This window comes from Methylobacterium sp. WL116, from assembly GCF_008039455.1.
GTDB lineage: Bacteria > Pseudomonadota > Alphaproteobacteria > Rhizobiales > Beijerinckiaceae > Methylobacterium.
In genome coordinates this window covers 1-17,969 of sequence record NZ_VRUV01000040.1, presented here as the reverse complement: position 1 = coordinate 17,969, position 17,969 = coordinate 1, and the positions used below count along the sequence as shown (strand labels likewise).

Here is a 17,969-nt window from a genome sequence, read left to right as displayed (position 1 = left end):
GTGTGGTAGGCGGCCAGCGCCGCGGCAGTCTCGGGCGTAGTCGGCGTCAGGGCGTAGAGGTCGAGGCGGGCCAGCCGGCGGACATGGGCCAGGGAAGCCCGGTAAGCGCGCCAGCCGGCGGGCATCGGCAGGCCGGCGTCAGCGAGATCCGCCGAGACACGGCCCGAGGCGGTATAGGCGGCGTCGGCTTTCTCGGCCCAGCGGATCGCAAGCAGAACACGGTCGGAGGCCATGACAGGCACCCGCGAGGACACGAGGACGAGGAAGGCGCCGAGGACGCCACGGCGGGAGAGGTTGGCGGCCATCAGCAGGGCGCCTTCACGAACGCGCGGGTGACGGGATCGCGCCAACGACGGGTCGCCTCGCACCACGTCGGGCCGGGCGGTGTCGGGGCGGCGAAGGACGGCAGGGCGAACCGGGGCAGGGCCAGCGTTGGCAGATCGAACGGCAAGCCGTTCTCGGCAGCGTAGGAGGCGAGGAAGGCGGAGCCGGTAGCGATACCGGCGACCCCGAAGGCCGCGAGGGCGAGCAGCATCAGCGGACCCCGCTCAGTTCGGCGGCGACGAAGCGCCAGCGGCGGGCGTTGCCGAGCGCCCAGGCGTGGGCCTCGCGCTGATCGGTCTCGCCGGCCGCGATGCGCTGCCGGTAGGAGGCCGCGAGGCGGAGGCAGGTCGCGTGATCCTGCCGAGCGTGCAGCAGGCGGACGGCGGGAGAACGGATCAGGTCGGTGGCCATCGGTCCGACCTCAGTGCGCGCGGTAGGGACGGGAGGACTTGGCGGCGGCCCAGGCGCCCTTGAGGGCGAAGCTTATGCACACGCCCCAGGCGTCGCCGGTCACTTCCATACGGGCCTGCGCCGAGCGGATCGCGGCGCGCATGATGCTGGAGCGGTTGAACGTGCCGTCCCGGTTCACCAGTGCCTCGGTGCGAGCAAAGCGCTTGGCGCTCTCGGTGGCGGAGACGACGGCGGCCTTCGCGGTGATGACGGCGCGGCGGGCGTCGGCGGTCAGGCGCGGGTCGGCGCTGCGGGCGATGTGCGAGGCGGGGATGAGGTTGGCGTAGCGCATCGGTTTGAACCTTGCGGCGTCTCGTGTTACACCTCATGTGTAATAGGCGAGCCATGGGGTGTAACCACCTCAGGGGTAATGCAAGACCCTTCAGGAGCAAAAATGTTGACAGCCGAGCAGCTACGGGCCGCACGGGGGTTCCTCCGCTGGGATCAGTCCACCGTGGCAGAGCGGGCTGGCGTCTCGATAGAGACGATCAAGCGGCTTGAGCGGATGGACGGGCCGCTGATGTCCACGAAGACCGCTACCCTTCACGCAATCGAGGAGGCGTTCCAATCCGCCGGCCTAGAGTTCATCCCCGAGAACGGCGGGGGCGCTGGCATTCGGTTTCGGGAGCGGAAAGCTCAATCATGAGCGCCAGCGTCATCTCCCCCGAACGGCTATCTGAGGTTCGGCGCCTCGCTACGGCCCTCGCTGATCGCGTTCTTGACGCACAGATCGCAGGCCGCCCGGTCCCCACCGACCAAGCAGGTGCGCTCGCGAAAGCCGCCGGACTGATGCATGACTATGGCGTGGATTGGCCGCCCCTTCTGACGCAGGCGCTGCATGGTCTGGTGCCCGACGCTGATGCTGCGGCGGTGGAGCCTGAACCCGAATTGGCACTACCGAACGCTGACCTCGACGGCCTGTCCCGCTTCTTCGCCGGCTTCCGTAAGGGCGCGCCGAAGTCGTGATAGATCCCGCCCGCTATGTCGTTCCATTCCGTTCGATAGCGTAGCGCGAATGAACCTCATCAAGGGCCGGCTGCTAGCGATTGCAGTGGCTGTCGTACTCGTCACAGCCAATTGGCTGCTTGAGGCTGCTGGGCTGGAGTACGCCTTTGAGGACTGTGCCTTCGCCGCTCTGTCGGCGATGATGGTCGTCGCAGCTGCGGACTGTCGATCATGACTGCTGGCTTCGAATTCATCCCGAGAACGGGGGAGGGGCCGGCATTCGGTTTCGGGAGCGGAAGGCGCCGTGAGGGTTAGACGGGATGAAGGGTAAGCTGCGTCCGAGCCAGCACCAGCGGCTCAGGCTGTTGGCATGCAGACCGCGCCGCTATGGCAAGGGAGATCAGGAAATCCCTGGGCTGCTGAAGAAGGGTTTCATCGAGCCGATCGGGGCCAGTTCCGCGGACGGATCGAGGGAGTGGGCAATCACTGATGCGGGTCGCATCGCGCTGCACGACCATACCGGTGACGACGCACTTTGACCGACAATTCGTTCCGCTGGCTCTTGATCGTGATCCAACGCTGGCCACCGTCCAGATCTAACCAACACAAGTGGCTTCACATCACGGCTCGATCAATCTCCTGATTTTCATTAGCCGCTGCCAGTGCGCCTGACACGTAGCAAGTACGGACTGCCGTATGGAATGCTTTGCGCTCGGCGGGGGACAAGTGCATCAACTTGGCCGTCAGCAGTGCTCTACCTGCAATCGCATCATGATGCTGCGCGGCCTGTGCTTCTAAAATCATGATTATTCAAGCTTTTTGACGATAGCCAACGCGCTCATCCCAGATGCCAATCTGGGGCATTATCGCGGGGCGTGCCGTCGTAACCTTCCATCCATGAAGCGCGCTCTTCGCTATTGTGAGGATAGGGACAAGCATCCTTCGGCCTGCCATGGATACGAGCCTGCGCGCCCTCTTCGACAGGGTCAAAATGAGAATTCAGATGCCGGGTCTGGGCCATGGCGGTGACTCCGCGCTGAAGATCTGCAGGTGTAACCACGCCGAAACGAACACGATCCTGCGGCATAAGAAGCGGGTAACGTGTCTTGGGACTGACCGGTGGTGTATCGTTGACGCCGCGATAACTGCTTGAGGGCATCTTGCCCCCAAGCCGGGCTCAGGACCGGTTCGCTGGTGAGATGAACGATGCACCCGTCACCCTGTGATCAGATCGGGGGACGGGTCCGCTTTGCCTGCTGGTTGAGCGATTTCTGGAGCCCCCTACCGGTTCTGAAGACCACCGCGACTTTTGCCGGTACTGAGACGAGCGCTCCTGTTTTGGGATTGCGCCTATCCCGCGCTCGCTGCGCCCTCACCGCGAACGATCCAAAGTTTCGTATCTCTACCCGGTCGCCCGCTACCAGCGCGGTCGTAATGCAGCTGACGATGGCGGTCACCAGAGCCCTGCGATCCTTTTCGTAGAGATGCGGGTTCAGCTCTGCGATGCGGCGGACGAGGTCGGACTGGATCATGGTATGCGAGTGAGAGCATGAAGCGCTTATCGGCAACCCCCCGCCTAAAATCTCAGGGGTTGATGCCATACTCGCAGACGCGAGTTCGTCTATCGCCGCGGCAGGCTTCGTCATCGGGAACGGCGCGTCGGAACCAGCCGTTTCGCGTGTAAGCGCGCCGCGTTGGCACGCTTGAGACGTCTGGGAACTTCCTATGAGCATCGGCACAGTGAAGTGGTTCAACGAGACCAAGGGCTACGGCTTCATCCAGCCGGATGACGGCGGCAAGGACGTGTTCGTCCACATCTCCGCCGTCGAGCGCGCCGGCATGCGCAACCTGATCGAGGGTCAGAAGGTCTCCTACGAGGAAGAGACCGACAAGCGTAGCGGCAAGCTGTCTGCCAGCAATCTGCAGTCGGCCTGATCGTAGCTCAACTGACAGGTACAGTTTGACGGTACGACGCGGAGCACGCCGCTGCCCGCTTCATTGATCGTTAACCATACCGATCCCATTTCAGGGATACGCCGGTCGCGATCTTGTCGCCTGATCGGATGCGGCCACGATGCCGGGGCAGGGTGACGCCGGATGTACGCGCACTCCATCCTGGCACCCGTGGCCGTTTGCTTTTTAGGCTTCTGTAGCCCCTGGACCTTTGCCACCCTCAGGCACGTTGATGCCAGACCGCACCTGCCGCGGCGCGCAGCGTGCCGTGTACAATCCCTTCCTCTCGTCGATGATGCTCGCCTTCGAGTCTCAGAAGGTCATTGAGCTTCGCCTCGTGCGCCTCGCCTGGGGCGGCCGTGAAGGCTAAGCCGAGATGCAGTCGATGGTGGTCGAGAAGATCCAGGCGAGCATCGAGGCCGCCGGTACGCTGATGGTGGGTAGCTCCCCCGAGGTCGTCCTCGCGCGGTACCGCGAACATGTCGCGGCCAACACGAAGCGGCTGTCAGCTGCCTGAAACTCGACACCTCTCGTTAACCACTTGGCACCACCGTGCTCTCATCCAACCAGCAGGTGCCGTCGTGAACCGAGCGTACCCGATCAGCGCCGATGATCCCGCTGCGGACTGCCCGGTCGCCATAGAGGTGCTGGGGCGGTTCATGGGCGCTGAAGCCGAGACGCTGCCCAGCCTGTTGGAAGGTATCCCCGAGGCCACCCGCGCCCGGCTGGCGGTCTACCTCTACGGCCGCAGCCACACCCACGAACTCGGCATCCGCATCGCTGCGACTTGCGAAAGGCGTGCTCTACAAGGAGCGCCAGGCCTCGTCGGAGATGCGCTCCACGACCTATCGCGCAAGCCCTACGCTGCAGCGTCGTTCGGGATGCGCTCGGTCTCGTCGAAAGGGATCAGCCTGGGCGGGTCGCACCGGGTAGGCGCGCGGGCTTAGGGCTCTCCCATCCGACACGGCCAAAAACCCGAAACACGACCGTCCAACCGAAGCCATAGGGCTCCGGTATCGAGGCGCGTCTCTCCCACCGAAGCAGGCTGATCGCATGACGCTCAGCGACCTGGACAAGCCCGCCGATCTGACGATCTGGCCGCGGGGTATGTCTCCCCGTAGGCAGGAGGGACATGAGTTTCGAACGCTCCGCGAAGCCCTGACGGTTGCGGTCGCTGCGCTACGAGATCCGAAAGCGCTGCCATGGATCGTGACGGAGGAAGGCCACGTCCTCTCGCCCGACTGGATCGCTGCCAACGGGCCCGCAGCGCGCAGTCACTGAAACGCTGTCTCAGCGTAGGTCTACCTCGGGGTTTAGCCGATCCCGCATCTCCTTGCCGGCTTTGAAGGCAAGCACCGTCTTAGCCGGCACCACGATCCGGGCCCCTATTCTCGGGTTGTGCCCCTGTCGGACTGGCTGTTCCTTCACTGCGAACGACCCGAACCCGCGGATTTCCACCCGATCGCCAGCCACCAGCGCATCCGAGATGCGTCCGATGATGGCATCGACGACCGCCTCGCAGTCGCGCTCGCGGAGGTGCGAGTTCTGGGCGGCAAGGCGTAGGACGAGGTCGGACCGGATCATGGTGCTGGGGTGAAGGGGCCAGCGCCGCGTGGCAAGCCTCGCCGTAGCGCCTACCGTTGCCTTAATCGGCAGCTCGCGCCCTGGTTCGCCGGCACCGTGCCGACATCGAGCGGTTGGCCGATGCCCTGTGCGAGCGCAGTACCATCATGGGAACGGACATCGATCCGATTATCTTATGCTAGGGCGTATCGACGGGCGGGTGGTCCACCATTTTCTTGAACACCCGATCCCACCGCTTCTCGCTCTCGATGCGCTGGAAGCGAGTGATGTCACGCGGGGCGGGGAGCACCAGCTTCAAGGCAGGTGCCCTCATGCGTGCCATGAATTCGCGTTCGGTCTCGGACATGTCTGCTCCCTGGTATGGGAAGCAACGATCTGAAGTCCGAGGTTGATCCTCTCGCGACGTGGCCAGGCGTGCCCCGTCAGGGCAACCTCAACGCTACGGTGTCACCACCGATAACATCTAGTTATCAAAAGCGACCGAGGGGAGGTTGCCTTGAAGTTGGTTTGGCGGCTTCACCCTAGATCGATCTGTGCCCATTAAGCTTCGTCGCCCTTGGCCGCTCGGCGTACTCGCTGAGCAGCAAGGAGAACTCCATCTCCGCCTCATCGCCGGTGATGAACAGCGAGCTTACAGGTCCGGTGATGAGCTTGCCGCCGTCTTCCTTGCGGACCGTGACGACACCCCAGTCTCCCGGCGAGACCAGAGCGGTCAGGACGAGGCCCGCCATCTCGGGATCGTCTAGGCCATTCGCGGTGATCCAGTAGGCTGGGTCCGTTACGCGTTCGCTCATGTCGGCCCGTCCCGTTGACTTAACCGTGCCTGCCGGCCGGCATGCCATGTCCGGATACACGCCGCCTCGCCTATTCCCCGCGGTAGAGTACGCTGTTTCGCGGCTGAATGAGTGGCCAGTGACGGGCAATCTGAGCGCACGCGCCGCGAACGGCGCGCACCCGCAAGGTATGATCGGGAGCTACATCGAGCCGTTCGCCGAGGCGAACATCCGCCACGAAGCAGAGGTCTCGATCAGGTGTGCCGAGTGCATCGCCCTGCGCTTCGAGCAACATGTACAGCATTGCAGCCATGTAGCGGCCCATCTCACGGCGATGTTCGCCCCGACGCTCTCGCGTGGTGTCGAGGCGGCAAGCAGTTGGATCTGGCGCCTTTGCAACTCGAATGATGCCAGCCCCGACGCGGCCTGCGTCACCCCTCACCAGGAAGTGGGGCTTGATCGAGACAGAGACCCCCGCAACTGTGAGCGGGTCTAGCCGTGGGCACGGCTGTATGGGCAGGCCACGTATGCCGATGGCATTCTCGTTCCGCTCAAACATCTCAATTGCTTCGATACAGCGTCGTGCTTCGTCCTGCTGGCGGGGCCTGATATCTGCATCGGCCGCCTTCCGCAGAAGGGCACTCTTTACCTGATCAAGCGTAGCCTTATCCCGGCGGGGGTCGCAGTTGTACGCTGTCAGAGCCTTCAGGGCGTCACCGTTTGCGGTCACCATCGGCGGCCGTGAGAACCGAGAGTCGTGCAGGATGGTTTCTTGACCGTCCGGCCGAAGGATAAGGTACTCGGCGAGAGCTGTGGCAGACATGCGCGGGTCGCGGCGTTCGCGAACCGAGGGATGGAGAGCGGGAGACGAAGACATGGATGACGGACTTTCTGTCCCTGTAGATAATCAGCGCACGCTGTGGCTCACAGAGATCTCTCGCTCTACATATGAAAGCCAAGACCTGCATGAACTTGGCAGCGATAACGGGCTATTTGTGGTCTTGGAAGACTGCTCGGAAGGCACATACGACGTGCTGGCGAAAGTAGTTTCTATTTTTGCCGGGCAAACGCTCATGGAAATGTTGCTCCGCAAATTGGCCTCAGATCGAGGGCCAGTCCGTGTAGTCCCTGCATAGCTACGGGCGTGGATGTCCGAGTGCACTTACGGGCATGTCGGATCGCGCGATTGGGGCAATCTGATCAAGCTCGGACCCAATTTCGGACATCAGCACCTCGCTCTCGAAGCGAGTTTGCAGATTTAGCCAAAACTGATGGGTGGTGCCGAAATAGCGAGCGAGCCTTAAAGCGGTGTCCGTGCTGATGCCGATCTCTTCACGCGCGATGCGCTCTATACGCGACCGCGGAAGATCAAGCGCCTTCGCCACGGCACCCGCCGACAAGCTCAGTGGCTCCATGAACGACTCGCGCAGGATCTCACCTGGATGGAGAGGCGGCAGAACCTCAAACTCCGTGGTGCTATCGTGCAGCCGACGCAGATCCTCGACGTTCGTGAGGTCATCAGCGGTTCGGGCAAAATCGGTCATCTGTAGGCATCCCATACTTCAGAGCGGCACGAGCAAGCGAAGTACCAGCAGCGATGAGTCGGGGTGGCGAACCGCCCTCAATGGTAATCGGTGAACTCAACTCGATCAGGTCCCGGTGGCGTCCACACGAAGCATAACCGAAACTGCTTATTGACGGCGATAGCATGTTGTCCCGCCCGGTCTTTCGAGAGCGCATGCAGACCGTTGCCCGGTGGCATCGCCAAATCGCTAAGTTGGACAGCCGCATCCAACTCACCGAGCTTAGCCCGAACCCTTCGGAATAGGTCCGGCGGGAAGCCCTTTGGGCATCGGCCTCGGTACACGTCCTCGGTCAGCCTATCGTGGAAGCCTTGGATCATCGCACTTCCTTGTTGCAGCCATTGATACATGTATCAGTTGATGCAACGTGAATGTCAAGTGGCTTGTACCACTCGTTGACGCATGCGATGGAGAGATGTTCCGCGCTGGCTAGGGGGTGTCGTTGACTCGGCAGTCCCGCCCGGCCGACATGCCATGTCCGGTTATGGCGCGCCCCGTGGCGAGTCGTGAGCCGGCATCAGGAGATCGAAGCCGCGAGATAGACCCTGAAAAGCCAACAGCCCCTTCCCGGCAAGGAAGAGGCTGCTGAAAACCCAGAGGCCTTGTGAGGCCGCAGACGATGCTCCTCACAAGCCATATCTCCCCCTCGGGAGTCAAGACGGAACGTATTTCCGTCAACGGGAAGGCTTTGCCTGGACCCTGGACCGCGGCCCGTGAGGGACCGTGAACGATGGACTATGCCTACGAGATCCGCCGGCAAGCGGAGGCAGCTCCACGCGCCGCGTTGCCGGCCGTCACAGTTGCGTTGTGGAAGGCGTTCGGAGAGGGGCACCTGTCCGAGACTGAGGCTGAGGCGCTGTCCGGGTTGATTGAGGCGCGGCAGTTGTCTGAGCGTCCCACGACCTTGTCCCAGCGTCCCAACGGAGCCCCCAGGAGCCCCGTAGGCTCTCGGCCGCGCACGGATGCCTCGATGGAGCGCCGTCGCCGCTGGGCGGCCGCTGGGCGGCTTTCTCCAGCTATTGCGGCACGGTTCACTCTGGCCGAACAAGCGGTGCTTGCCGTCGTCGCGGCTGAGGTCGCCAAACGCGGGACATGTGCCCTGTCCGTCGGTGCTGTGGCCGCTCTCGCTGGTGTGTCGCCGTCAACGGTTCAACGCGCGGTCCGCGAGGCCAAACTACATGGACTGGTGACAGTCGAGGAACGGCGGCTGGCCCGTTTCCGCAACGATACCAACGTGGTCTGCATCGTGTCGCATGAATGGAAGGCTTGGCTGCGGCTGGCCCGCCGACAGGATCGACCAGGGGGTGGGTTTCAAACCGGACAGGGCACGAATACTCCTGTTTCCTACCCTGTGAATTCAGAGGGTTGGAGGCCGCATAAGGGCTGTCGAATGGTAGAGGGTGACATTGCTGTCAGAGCCTCACCGGGCATGCGACAAGGACGTGTCCGAGCATGAGATGTCCGAAGCCAACTAGCGGCGGTCGATTTGGCGAACAACGGGTTGAGATCGGACTGTTGGTGCGAGATCGAAGGCAGCCAATCTGATGGCGCGTCCGCTTCGGTCTCAGACCAGCCCTCTGCGGTTCCGCCGCAGCGTCGTACGGGACCTGCGCAACCGGATCCGCTTCGCACTCGTCGGTTTGCTGATCCTCATCGGCCTGCACGCTGCGGCGATGGTAGCCTTCGAGGGTCTCGATCTCGGTGAGGCGGTATGGCTGACCTTCACCACGATCACCACCACCGGCTATGGTGATCTGTCTGCCAAAACCTTGGCCGGGCGCGCCTCCACCATCGTGCTGATCTACCTCTCGGGCATCTTCCTGCTCACCCAGGCAGGCGGTGCCTTCTTCGAGTTCAGGATCCTGCGGCGCGAGCGCAAGCGCCGGGGCGAGTGGAGGTGGGATATGCGCGACCACATCGTCTTCGTGAATGCGCCCGCCGACGAGCCCGGCGACTACCTACGCCGTCTCCTCAACCAGCTGCATCGCTCGCACGCCAATTTTGCCAACGTATCCTCGCTGATCCTGACCGAGGCCTTCCCCGACGGTCTGCCGCCGGACCTCGAAGACGACCCGCGCATCGTCCAGCTCAAGGGACGCTTCGACGATCCTGCCGCGCTGGAGGCCGCGGGCGTCGATCATGCACAGGTGTTGGTCATCCTGGCCGAGCAGGAAGGCGACCGACTTTCGGATAGTCGCACCTTCGATATCATTCATCGCCTGCGCGAGCGGGGGATTACGGCGCGGATCGTCGCCGAATGCGTGGACGATCTGAACCGTGATCGACTGAAGCGAGCGGGTGCCTCCGCCATTGTCCGGCCGCTACGCGGCTACCCGGAGATGATCGTCCGCGCCATCGTTGCACCGGGGACGGAGTGGATCGTCGAACGCCTGTTCTCCAGCGAGGGCGACGAGTGCCTGCGCTTCGACGTCACGCTGCAAGGGATGGCATGGTCCGACGTGGTCTCGACCGTGCTCGAAGCGAACTATGGGACACCGGTCGGATACGCCGATGCTCAGGGACAGCCTCACAGCAATCCGCCACCGCATGCCGTGGTTACCGCTGAAGCCTTGTTCGTGCTGGTCGACGAGACACAGCGGCCCACTAATGCCGCACTCCGGAACCTGCTCGACACCCGCCTTGCTCGAACGAAGGCGTGAGGACCTATCGATCAGAGGATCCGCGGCTCCAGGGGGATTTCAAGCTGGCCACTCTCGGTGTCGCGTCCGCTGCGATGGTCGAGGAAGCGGAGAATTGGTGTGACGGTGATCCCGTGCATGACGATGGACACCAGCACGGCGAGGTCAACCGTGGCCCAGAGCAGGTCAGGCGCCTCAAACGGCGCATGACCGAAGGCGTAGGCAAGGTAGTACACCGTCCCGAGCCCGCGGATGCCGAAGAAGGCGATCACCGCCTTCTCGTCGGTAGGCAGGCCCGATCCGGCCAAGCCGATCCACCCCGATAGCGGGCGAACGACGAGCAGGGCCAACGCCACGAATGCTGCAGCAGGCCACGTCAGCCCGGCGAGCAGGCCGCCGCCTGAAAGCGCGAAACCGAACCCGACGAGTAGGACCATCATCAGGAAGCGTTCGAGTTCCTCGGCGTAGTCGTGCATCTTGCGATAGTAGTCGTGCCCGCGGCTGGAGGAGCGCAGCGCCAGGGCCGCAGCGAACACCCCGACGAAACCGTATCCGTCCACGGCTTGGACGATGCCGTAGGCGAGGCAGGTGACGCCAAGCGCCACGAACCCGTCGCCGGTGCGCGACAGCTTCGAGACGTTGGGCAGGTGGAAGGTCAGCCAGCCAAGACCCCGACCGACAAAGGCCCCTAGGATCGCCCCGACGGCGACCTTCCAGAGGACGTCGATGGCAATCCAATGCGAGAGGGACAGTCCGGCGACGCCGCCGCCGGTCAGGGCGATGGCGAGGTTGATGAAGGGGAAGGCGAGGCCGTCGTTGAGGCCAGCTTCGGACGTGAGGGCGAAGCGCATCTCGTCCTCCTGTCCCTCGGAGGGATGTCCGACCTAAACATCGGAGGCGAGCACTGGATCGGTCGGGGCAAGTGACGCACCGAGCAGCAAGGCGGAGGCAATCCCAAGCCCGAGGAGCGCGAAGGCAAGCGCAGCCAGGGTGATGATGGTGAGCGGCATGGCAAGACCGAGGAGCCGCCACGTTGTTGCCTAACGCTTCCACCCGATCAGTCGGTCGATCTTGAGACCGGCACCCATCAGGGAAATGACGACCACCGCCTCGGTCGCGTGCTCGACCAGCTTGAGGTGCTCCCCCGGATGTGGTGCCAACCCAGAGAGGGACGGAACGATTGACAAGGCAGCACCGACACCGACGCAGCAGATAGGCAGCGAGAGCGGTAGCGCTCGCAGCACCATCGGCAGCCACGCCGTCAGCAGGACCAGGGCACCGAACCCGGCGACGACGAGGACGTAGGTTTCCATTGAATGGCGAACCCGGCCCAACCATCTCTGTTCCTGCCCCTCGGTTCCTACGAGGCCGGTACCATCGATAGATCTACCCGAGCGGATGGTGGGTTTACGACGGCGCCAGCCTTCGTTCCATCAAAAGCCGAAGACGAATGGCCAAGCTGGTGTTAGCGATGGCCATGAGCGGTGAACCCACGACCCTGATCCTGGCGCTCGCGACCGAGAACGCCGAGCTACGAGCCCAGCTCGCTGAGGCGCAAGAACTCCTGGTCGAGACCGCGGTCGATGCCGGGGAGATGCACGCTCGGCTTGAGGAGGTGCAGGCGGAGTTGGCCAAGGCGCAAGCCGAACTCGATGCGTGGCGAGCTGAAGCTGAGCGACGACCGGACCTCATGCTGCGAAGTGGCTGATGATCTGATACACGCCAGACCTCTCAACGCTTGCGCGCCGGCGGCGGTCGCGAACGCCGACAGGTAGCTCGGCACAGAGAGCACGTGATGACAGGCCGGTGTGGGCCAGTTCCCTGCATCGTGTCCGTGACGCCTCGGGCCGGGTGGTCGCGTGAAGGTCGATGCAGCGGGGAACAGGAACCGCCGGCGCCGGCTTATGGCCCGCTTAAAGCCTTGAAGAGGTGGCGGCTCTGCTGTGTGAAGAAGCGGACAATGCAGCGGATCGGAAGGATTTGCCGGCTGCATGGGAAAAATCTCGCTTAGGGAGGTACAAGACACCGATTTTTACGTAACTTGTAAAAGAGGTATATCTTCTTTCGCAATACTATCTCATGCGCAAATCTGACGAATTACTATAAAATGATAAGACTATCATTAAGGGCATATTAACTTTTTAATATCAGCATTGCTCGGGGGGTATATAGGTGAAAACTGCATAGGAGATTTGATATGCCGGAAAGAAGACGAGTGCAGCGACAATCCTGCTCGTTAGATGGCCGTATATTCTCTCCGCAATTTATTGATCCAATTCGCTGCACAATTACCGATATATCATCTTTGGGCGCGTTTGTTCAACCTAACAGAGATCGAACTATACCCGCTAGCTTTGATCTTTCTATAGGTGGTAGTACTTTGCCACGTGCTTGCCGTATCGCCCGCGTGGAGTATAACGGGTTTGGTGTAGAGTTTCTTGATCCCGTTCGTCATGAAGTCGAGGAAATTCTTAAAGAGCACGCATTCAAAGAAGAATTATTGTTTGAGGCACTATGCCCAGATCTAGATAATAAATTTACCATTACAAAAATTCGTTTGGAAAAGACCACTACTGCTCTTATGAGCCTGATTGAGTGTCGAGGCACGATAGAGCGGCAATCCATTTATATTGATGAGAAGCCTACACCAAAAAGACTATCAGCAGGTCTTTAGCCGCGCTCTGGAATGAAGGAGGCGCCTCCTTTTTTTTCATCCTGAGAACGTCAGCTGCTGGCACCCAACCCCTGGTACTCCCCCGTTACTTCTAGTCAGCGGCTGACAGGTTGAGCTGGCGCAGGTGCCAGATCCTTGCAGCTTGACTCTTGCCCTGTCAGCCCGTGTGCGCACGACGTCGGGTCGTGAGCGCCTACCTCGGAGCGGCCGGGGTCTTCGGCTTCAAAATCCGCTTCAATGCAGCATCACGCGCGGCGGCGTCCCCGATCCTACGCGTACCTGCCGGGAGGCAGAACCACGCACGCAAATCGCCCCGCGCACCAGACTGGCGGCGGGGCGGAGTTGGTTCAGGAGGAGACGCACAGCGGGTGATCTCAGGTCATAAACCCGTGAGCGATCGAAACGACCTGAGCAAAGCCGTCGCAACGACTCTATGAGGCAAATCCTGAGAATAGACGTCTTATCATATGATGGAGTAATTCCAGAATAATCTACTAAATAAAAATTGTTACCTATATTTCTGTCTCTGTTCCAGCTTTTGATGTTTTCTGAACTATCAGCTTATGCGACGTTCTGTCGTCGTCGCTGCCGGTCGGCAACTTCGGCAACGCCCGCGCCGGCGGAATTTTCCCCCGATCGGCTGGCGCGGGCGCCAAATGCTGGAGGGCACGCGATGGCTTACAGTGTCAGGGTGCAGCAGATAGGTTCAGCCGGCACACCCAGCGGGAAAACTTTGCTCTACGAAGCCGACAGCGAAATCGAGGCTGTCACAATCGCGGCTTACGAAGTGGACGCGCACAGATCCAGCAAGCGGCGCATCGCAATGGTGTGGAACCCCGCCGGGCACCTTATGCTCGCCTACACAGGTCGCGCGAGGGCCAGGTCTGATGCAGACTGAGGCTGAGCGGCTGGCTCAGATCATCCATGATCGCGATGCGAAAATACTGATCAGCTTCCTGCTGGCTTTACAGGTCATGATGCTCGGGGTGCTGCTCTGCTTATGAGGGAGGGCTCGCTTTGGGCACACTTACCTCCGCCGAGTCCGTTCCTCATCCGCTACTGCCTCCACCGCCGCAATAGCGTTCTCAAGCTCCGCGATCTGCCTCAGGACGCTCGCGGCCGGCAACGTGTCATGTTCGGCGGCGGCTAGGATCATTGCCCGCTGATGGGCCTTGAGACGGTCTAGGAGGGCTTCGAGCTTGTCCATGGCGCGCTGTAGCGAGGCGTGCCTTCCTCGACAACATGGCGTTGCGAGCCGGGTAGTAGGTCAGTTCGAAATCCTACCGAAGTTGCCCCGGCCACAATGGGCGCGCACCCGCGTGGCATGACGCAGGCATGACAACCGTTACGAAACGCGACCATGTGATCTCGGTGTTCCCGAGCGAGCAACAGCCAGGCGCCTATCGGTGGAGCATTACGGCTCTGTCCACCACATCGGTGACCCAGTCGCCCTACGCCTTCGCGACAGCGTTAGGAGCCACGATGTCAGCCGAATGCTGGTTGCGCGTGATCGTGGAGAGGGGCAGCGAATGATCTTGTCGTCGCTGATCATCGAGGAGCGGAAGCGGACCTATTCAACCGTGACGTCTGGCGCGTCCTTAGTATCGAAGTTCGATGTACGCGACGGATCAAGCTTAATAAGGCAATGAGAGCGGCAGGTTCACAGTGACGCGCAGGCCATCGGGGTCATAGTCGATGTCCACCTCAGCACGCACTTGAGTAGACAAGACCCGCTTCAGCAGCCGGGATCCAAACCCTTCGCGGGTCGGAAGCGCGACCGGCGGACCATCATGCTCGTTCCAGATCCAGGTCAACCGAGGACCTGCCTCCGTCTCGACCAATGACCACGTCACCTCGATGCGACCGCCAAATTCCGCCAGGGATCCATGCTTGGCTGCGTTGGTCGTAAGTTCATGTACCGCCATGCCGACCGGCACAGCGAATTCCGAGGCTAGGACGACGTCAGGGCCCTCCAAACGAATGCGGATTTGGCTGCCGTCGTCGTAGGGCTCTAGTTCGGCCCAGAGCAGGTCCCGGAACGGCACAGACTGGAAGCGGTCCTCCGTCAGCAGCGCGTGCGTCTTGGCCAGCGACGCGATCCGCCCACCGAAGGCATGCTGGAATTCCTGCGTTGTGACGCTGCTGCGCGCCGTCGAGCTCATGATGGCCTGCACGATGGCCAGCGTGTTCTTCACGCGGTGGTGAAGTTCGCGCACGAGGAACTTCTGGTGTTCGAGCGCCTCTCTGCGCTCGGTCACCTCGCGCTGGGCCGAGACCCAGTGTGCGATCTTCCCGCTCCCATCAAGAACGGGTGTGATCAGCCATTCGACCGCGTAGGTCGTCCCATCCTTGCGGTAGTTCAGGGCCTCGCCTTGGTACGGCTCACCCGCCAGAAGCGCCGTCTTCATGTTGGCGAGACTGATGGGATCGGTCAGCGGACCTTGCAGGAAGCGCGGGGAGCGCCCGAGGACTTCCGCCTGCGAATACCCGGTCATGCGTGTAAAGGCCGGATTAGCGTATTCGATCAGCGGCCCGGGTTCGGAGAGATCGACCGATGTGACGAGGATGGCTTCACCGGTGGCCTCGACCGCCGCCCTCAAGAAGGCTGCGCTGATGTCAGGGGCCGTGTTGATGTCGAAGTATGGAGAGCCGTGCATGACAGTTTCCTGACGCTCGCCCGTCGGATCGCGGATCAAAGATGGCACGCGATGTTCGCGGCGAACGTCCGGGACCGGAGCATGGGGCTGCGCACAAGTCTACTGAGGGACATGGACGCGGCCATCTGTCTTGTACGTGCTGGACCCGAACCGCCAGCCGTATGTCGAGCAATCTCAGTGTCGAGCGATGAACCGCTGTTTTTTATAAGCGTCGTCCCGAACAATCCAGTTTCGGCTCCGGCCAAGCTGCGCCGTCCGCTCGACATCCGTATTCTTGTTCGCGCACCGAAAAAGGGACCGACTTAAAGCGACCCAGCCTAGTTATAGCATTGGATCTTCACCGATCTTGGCAGCGGACATTTAGCGGGAAGCAAAGGCTCTTGATGGGTGGTCGAGCTGCTGGACGCCCAGCACGTATCAAACGCGGCTCAGCCCCGCGTTTGATGTTGCGTCGCAACATACTCTCATGTCGACCGTTGATCACCCGCTACCCTCGCATCGCTGCGTGAGGGACGGCGTCAGGTTCATTCGCTCACCGAGCGTAGCCACGATGCTGCTACCTCACCAAAGGTCATTCCGATGCGCATCATGCCCAGCCTGTCCATCTTCCTACTCGCCCTCGCACCGCTTCCTGCGTTCGCGTCCTCTTGCGCCGAGCAGATCGGCACCATCGAGCGCCGCCTCGACAGTGCCGGCGCCATCGAGGTCGCCGGCTTGCAGGACGGCCATACGGTCCGCACCGGGTCTCCCCGCGGGGTCACCAGTGTGCGCCTCGACGCCCCGAGCGATCCAGACACCGTCTCGACCGCCGACCACGTCGCGATCGCTAGAACTCTCATCGTCCGGGCGGGCGACGAAGACCGCCGCGGCGATAAGCGTGCCTGCGAGAACACGATGAGCGAAGCCAAGGGCATGATCGGCGCATTGCCGTAGGCTGGACCAACGCCAGTCGGCAGTCCCCTTCAGGAAGGTATGTGATGCCCCGACACCTAGGGATCGCTTCCACAAACGCGCGGGTGCAATCCATCGACCGTCCGCGCGCCCTGGCACGTCGGTTCGGGAACGTGGCTGGTAGCCGGGCCTACGATCTGTTCGTGCCACCGAGACGCAGCAGCGGCCCCCTTCCGCTTGTAGTGATGCTACATGGTTGCTCGCAGTCGTCGCGCGACTTTGCCATCGGCACCAGGATGGACGGGCTAGCGGAGGAGCAGGGCTTTCTCGTCGCTTACCCCGACCAGCCAAGGTCGGCCAACATGGCCAAGAGCTGGAACTGGTTCCGGCAAGGTGACCAGAGGCGCGGCCTAGGCGAGCCATCCATCCTGGCTGGGCTGACGCGCCAAGTCATGGACGATTTCGACGTCGATCCCACCCGGGTCTACGTCGCTGGCCTCTCCTCGGGCGGGGCGGCGGCGGCTGTCATGGCGATGACCTATCCTGACCTCTATGCGGCGGTCGGCATCCACTCAGGACTGGCGTGCGGGTCTGCTGAGTCGACGTCGGCGGCCCTCATGGCGATGCGTCGAGGCGCCTTGTTTCGACCATGTCAGGCGACCCAGCCCGTGCCGACTATCGTGTTTCATGGTGACCGCGACAGGACCGTCTCCCCTGTCAACGGTGATCAGGTCATCGCTCAGGTGAAGCCCGATGCGGACGTGAGCATCGCCACCGACCAGGGACACTCCGAAGGCGGGATGGCCTATACCCGCACGATCCTGACTGAGCTGCACTCAGCCTGGTCGTCGGAACAATGGGTGCTTCATGGTGGCGGCCATGCATGGGCGGGCGGTCACCCATCAGGCTCCCACACCGATCCCAATGGTCCAGATGCAAGTCGCGAGATGCTGCGGTTCTTCCTGTCGCACGCGATGGACGGCGGATCGCACCGACACTGATCGCCCCCTACCTCCGAAGGGATCGCGTCTAGAGATCGGCGAGGCGAATTCGTAGAGACACCTTCTGCCAGTTGCGTGCCTTGAGACCGTTGCTTCCTTCGACGGAACCCAAACCGTGCGTCGGCTTGGGAGCCCCCTCAGGGATCTACAGCTTTAACCCTGGGGCGTCTGCTCCCCTCAATGCTTGCCCCAAAAACAGACGGGCCGCCAACGACCCGGCCTAGACGAAGATCATCATCTGCCAACCTGCGGCAAAGCGGACCTTCCGAGGGTCTGAGAAGGGTCGATAGCAACCTAAATGATGTGTCAGGGATCCGACCGATTTACGGACATATAGGAGGGATGGGGCAGCGTCGCTGAATTGGCTTGGCCTTTTCGGCTGTGTAGGGCGGTGACAAAACCATCCACTGGAGCGTCGGCGGGGTGCTGATGCGGCCGGGGTAAAAGCCGGCCAGTGGAGAGGCTTCTCTTTCGGGAGGGGCCCAGGATGTTTGC

30 protein-coding genes and 1 pseudogene are annotated in these 17,969 nt (G+C 62.0%); 14 read left to right on the top strand and 17 right to left on the bottom strand.

Going from position 1 to position 17,969, the window contains the following annotated elements; translation table 11 throughout:
• The 4 genes from FV223_RS05995 to FV223_RS05980 form a co-directional block, all read right to left on the bottom strand.
• On the bottom strand, positions 1–305 hold a 305-nt coding region (locus FV223_RS05995), incomplete at its 3' end, for a penicillin-binding protein (RefSeq protein ID WP_147725945.1).
• Positions 305–535 (bottom strand): hypothetical protein, encoded by a 231-nt coding sequence (locus tag FV223_RS05990; RefSeq protein WP_147725944.1) that lies wholly within the window; start codon positions 533–535, stop codon positions 305–307. The genes FV223_RS05990 and FV223_RS05995, both read right to left, overlap by 1 nt.
• Positions 535–735 (bottom strand): hypothetical protein, encoded by a 201-nt coding sequence (locus FV223_RS05985; protein ID WP_147725943.1) that lies wholly within the window; start codon positions 733–735, stop codon positions 535–537. Before FV223_RS05985 ends, FV223_RS05990 begins: the two co-directional genes overlap by 1 nt.
• Before the next feature lie 10 nt (positions 736–745).
• On the bottom strand, positions 746–1,066 hold the full coding sequence (locus tag FV223_RS05980) for a hypothetical protein (RefSeq protein WP_147725942.1): 321 nt from the start codon (positions 1,064–1,066) through the stop codon (positions 746–748).
• Positions 1,067–1,416: 350 nt separating this feature from the next.
• On the opposite strand from FV223_RS05980, the gene FV223_RS05970 reads away from it, so the two are divergent.
• From FV223_RS05970 to FV223_RS05965, 3 genes are all read left to right on the top strand, one after another.
• Entirely contained in the window at positions 1,417–1,740 is a 324-nt protein-coding gene (locus FV223_RS05970) for a hypothetical protein (RefSeq protein WP_147725940.1), read from the top strand.
• A gap of 49 nt (positions 1,741–1,789) precedes the next feature.
• Entirely contained in the window at positions 1,790–1,954 is a 165-nt protein-coding gene (locus FV223_RS30140) for a hypothetical protein (RefSeq protein WP_187276074.1), read from the top strand.
• Between the two features lie 85 nt (positions 1,955–2,039).
• Positions 2,040–2,258, top strand: a complete 219-nt coding sequence (locus FV223_RS05965) for a hypothetical protein (protein ID WP_147725939.1) — start codon at positions 2,040–2,042, stop codon at positions 2,256–2,258.
• 76 nt (positions 2,259–2,334) lie between these two features.
• Here the strand turns inward: FV223_RS05965 and FV223_RS05960 are convergent, their stop codons facing one another.
• The 3 genes from FV223_RS05960 to FV223_RS05950 all read right to left on the bottom strand — a co-directional run bounded on the left by FV223_RS05960 (position 2,335) and on the right by FV223_RS05950 (position 3,320).
• A complete protein-coding gene (locus FV223_RS05960; RefSeq protein ID WP_147725938.1) occupies positions 2,335–2,523 on the bottom strand; it encodes a hypothetical protein in 189 nt (62 codons plus the stop codon).
• A 34-nt stretch (positions 2,524–2,557) separates the two neighbouring features.
• Entirely contained in the window at positions 2,558–2,740 is a 183-nt protein-coding gene (locus tag FV223_RS05955) for a ribosome modulation factor (protein WP_147725937.1), read from the bottom strand.
• A 205-nt stretch (positions 2,741–2,945) separates the two neighbouring features.
• Positions 2,946–3,320, bottom strand: coding sequence for an HU family DNA-binding protein (locus FV223_RS05950; protein ID WP_187276075.1), 375 nt, complete (start codon positions 3,318–3,320; stop codon positions 2,946–2,948).
• 124 nt (positions 3,321–3,444) lie between these two features.
• Between FV223_RS05950 and FV223_RS05945 the strand changes: the two genes are divergently transcribed.
• The 3 genes and pseudogenes from FV223_RS05945 to FV223_RS05935 all read left to right on the top strand — a co-directional run bounded on the left by FV223_RS05945 (position 3,445) and on the right by FV223_RS05935 (position 4,619).
• A complete protein-coding gene (locus tag FV223_RS05945; RefSeq protein ID WP_147725935.1) occupies positions 3,445–3,654 on the top strand; it encodes a cold-shock protein in 210 nt (69 codons plus the stop codon).
• 286 nt (positions 3,655–3,940) lie between these two features.
• Positions 3,941–4,189, top strand: a pseudogene (locus tag FV223_RS05940) (hypothetical protein).
• A gap of 64 nt (positions 4,190–4,253) precedes the next feature.
• Positions 4,254–4,619 (top strand): hypothetical protein, encoded by a 366-nt coding sequence (locus FV223_RS05935; protein WP_147725934.1) that lies wholly within the window; start codon positions 4,254–4,256, stop codon positions 4,617–4,619.
• Between the two features lie 343 nt (positions 4,620–4,962).
• On the opposite strand, the gene FV223_RS05925 is transcribed toward FV223_RS05935, so the two are convergent.
• The 3 genes from FV223_RS05925 to FV223_RS05920 form a co-directional block, all read right to left on the bottom strand.
• Complete coding sequence (locus tag FV223_RS05925) at positions 4,963–5,256, bottom strand: HU family DNA-binding protein (protein ID WP_147725932.1); 294 nt, start codon at positions 5,254–5,256, stop codon at positions 4,963–4,965.
• A 178-nt stretch (positions 5,257–5,434) separates the two neighbouring features.
• Positions 5,435–5,602, bottom strand: a complete 168-nt coding sequence (locus FV223_RS30135; RefSeq protein WP_187276073.1) for a hypothetical protein — start codon at positions 5,600–5,602, stop codon at positions 5,435–5,437.
• Between the two features lie 175 nt (positions 5,603–5,777).
• Complete coding sequence (locus FV223_RS05920; protein WP_147725931.1) at positions 5,778–6,050, bottom strand: hypothetical protein; 273 nt, start codon at positions 6,048–6,050, stop codon at positions 5,778–5,780.
• Between the two features lie 118 nt (positions 6,051–6,168).
• Here FV223_RS05920 and FV223_RS05915 point away from each other — a divergent pair, with 118 nt between their 5' ends.
• On the top strand, positions 6,169–6,525 hold the full coding sequence (locus FV223_RS05915; RefSeq protein WP_147725930.1) for a hypothetical protein: 357 nt from the start codon (positions 6,169–6,171) through the stop codon (positions 6,523–6,525).
• A 379-nt stretch (positions 6,526–6,904) separates the two neighbouring features.
• Complete coding sequence (locus tag FV223_RS05910; RefSeq protein ID WP_147725929.1) at positions 6,905–7,165, top strand: hypothetical protein; 261 nt, start codon at positions 6,905–6,907, stop codon at positions 7,163–7,165.
• Here the strand turns inward: FV223_RS05910 and FV223_RS05905 are convergent, their stop codons facing one another.
• Both FV223_RS05905 and FV223_RS05900 read right to left on the bottom strand, forming a co-directional pair.
• Positions 7,166–7,573, bottom strand: coding sequence for a HigA family addiction module antitoxin (locus FV223_RS05905; protein WP_147725928.1), 408 nt, complete (start codon positions 7,571–7,573; stop codon positions 7,166–7,168). It lies immediately after the preceding gene.
• 77 nt (positions 7,574–7,650) lie between these two features.
• Positions 7,651–7,932 (bottom strand): type II toxin-antitoxin system RelE/ParE family toxin, encoded by a 282-nt coding sequence (locus FV223_RS05900; RefSeq protein WP_147725927.1) that lies wholly within the window; start codon positions 7,930–7,932, stop codon positions 7,651–7,653.
• A gap of 410 nt (positions 7,933–8,342) precedes the next feature.
• Between FV223_RS05900 and FV223_RS31550 the strand changes: the two genes are divergently transcribed.
• Entirely contained in the window at positions 8,343–9,068 is a 726-nt protein-coding gene (locus tag FV223_RS31550) for a helix-turn-helix domain-containing protein (protein ID WP_147725926.1), read from the top strand.
• A gap of 88 nt (positions 9,069–9,156) precedes the next feature.
• Complete coding sequence (locus tag FV223_RS05890; protein ID WP_147725925.1) at positions 9,157–10,272, top strand: potassium channel family protein; 1,116 nt, start codon at positions 9,157–9,159, stop codon at positions 10,270–10,272.
• An 11-nt stretch (positions 10,273–10,283) separates the two neighbouring features.
• Here the strand turns inward: FV223_RS05890 and FV223_RS32540 are convergent, their stop codons facing one another.
• From FV223_RS32540 to FV223_RS32530, 3 genes are read right to left on the bottom strand one after another with little or no spacing between them, the layout of a single operon-like run.
• Positions 10,284–11,102 carry a cation:proton antiporter gene (locus tag FV223_RS32540; RefSeq protein ID WP_348644782.1) on the bottom strand — a complete coding sequence of 273 codons (819 nt, stop codon included), beginning with the start codon at positions 11,100–11,102 and terminating at the stop codon, positions 10,284–10,286.
• Positions 11,103–11,135: 33 nt separating this feature from the next.
• The gene (locus FV223_RS32535; protein ID WP_348644781.1) at positions 11,136–11,261 is read right to left on the bottom strand and encodes a hypothetical protein; all 126 of its coding nucleotides are present in this window, start codon (positions 11,259–11,261) and stop codon (positions 11,136–11,138) included.
• 30 nt (positions 11,262–11,291) lie between these two features.
• The gene (locus tag FV223_RS32530) at positions 11,292–11,564 is read right to left on the bottom strand and encodes a hypothetical protein (RefSeq protein ID WP_348644780.1); all 273 of its coding nucleotides are present in this window, start codon (positions 11,562–11,564) and stop codon (positions 11,292–11,294) included.
• A gap of 137 nt (positions 11,565–11,701) precedes the next feature.
• Between FV223_RS32530 and FV223_RS05880 the strand changes: the two genes are divergently transcribed.
• On the top strand, positions 11,702–11,959 hold the full coding sequence (locus FV223_RS05880; protein ID WP_246689615.1) for a hypothetical protein: 258 nt from the start codon (positions 11,702–11,704) through the stop codon (positions 11,957–11,959).
• Between the two features lie 507 nt (positions 11,960–12,466).
• Positions 12,467–12,925: a PilZ domain-containing protein gene (locus FV223_RS05875; RefSeq protein WP_187276072.1), complete on the top strand. Its 459-nt coding sequence runs from the start codon at positions 12,467–12,469 to the stop codon at positions 12,923–12,925.
• Positions 12,926–13,952: 1,027 nt separating this feature from the next.
• Here the strand turns inward: FV223_RS05875 and FV223_RS31230 are convergent.
• Both FV223_RS31230 and FV223_RS05865 read right to left on the bottom strand, forming a co-directional pair.
• Positions 13,953–14,132: a hypothetical protein gene (locus tag FV223_RS31230; protein WP_147725923.1), complete on the bottom strand. Its 180-nt coding sequence runs from the start codon at positions 14,130–14,132 to the stop codon at positions 13,953–13,955.
• Between the two features lie 427 nt (positions 14,133–14,559).
• The gene (locus FV223_RS05865; protein WP_348644779.1) at positions 14,560–15,630 is read right to left on the bottom strand and encodes an HWE histidine kinase domain-containing protein; all 1,071 of its coding nucleotides are present in this window, start codon (positions 15,628–15,630) and stop codon (positions 14,560–14,562) included.
• A gap of 540 nt (positions 15,631–16,170) precedes the next feature.
• On the opposite strand from FV223_RS05865, the gene FV223_RS05860 reads away from it, so the two are divergent.
• Positions 16,171–16,515, top strand: coding sequence for a hypothetical protein (locus tag FV223_RS05860; RefSeq protein ID WP_246689614.1), 345 nt, complete (start codon positions 16,171–16,173; stop codon positions 16,513–16,515).
• 44 nt (positions 16,516–16,559) lie between these two features.
• On the top strand, positions 16,560–17,474 hold the full coding sequence (locus tag FV223_RS05855) for a PHB depolymerase family esterase (protein ID WP_147725921.1): 915 nt from the start codon (positions 16,560–16,562) through the stop codon (positions 17,472–17,474).
• Positions 17,475–17,969 lie beyond the last annotated feature (495 nt).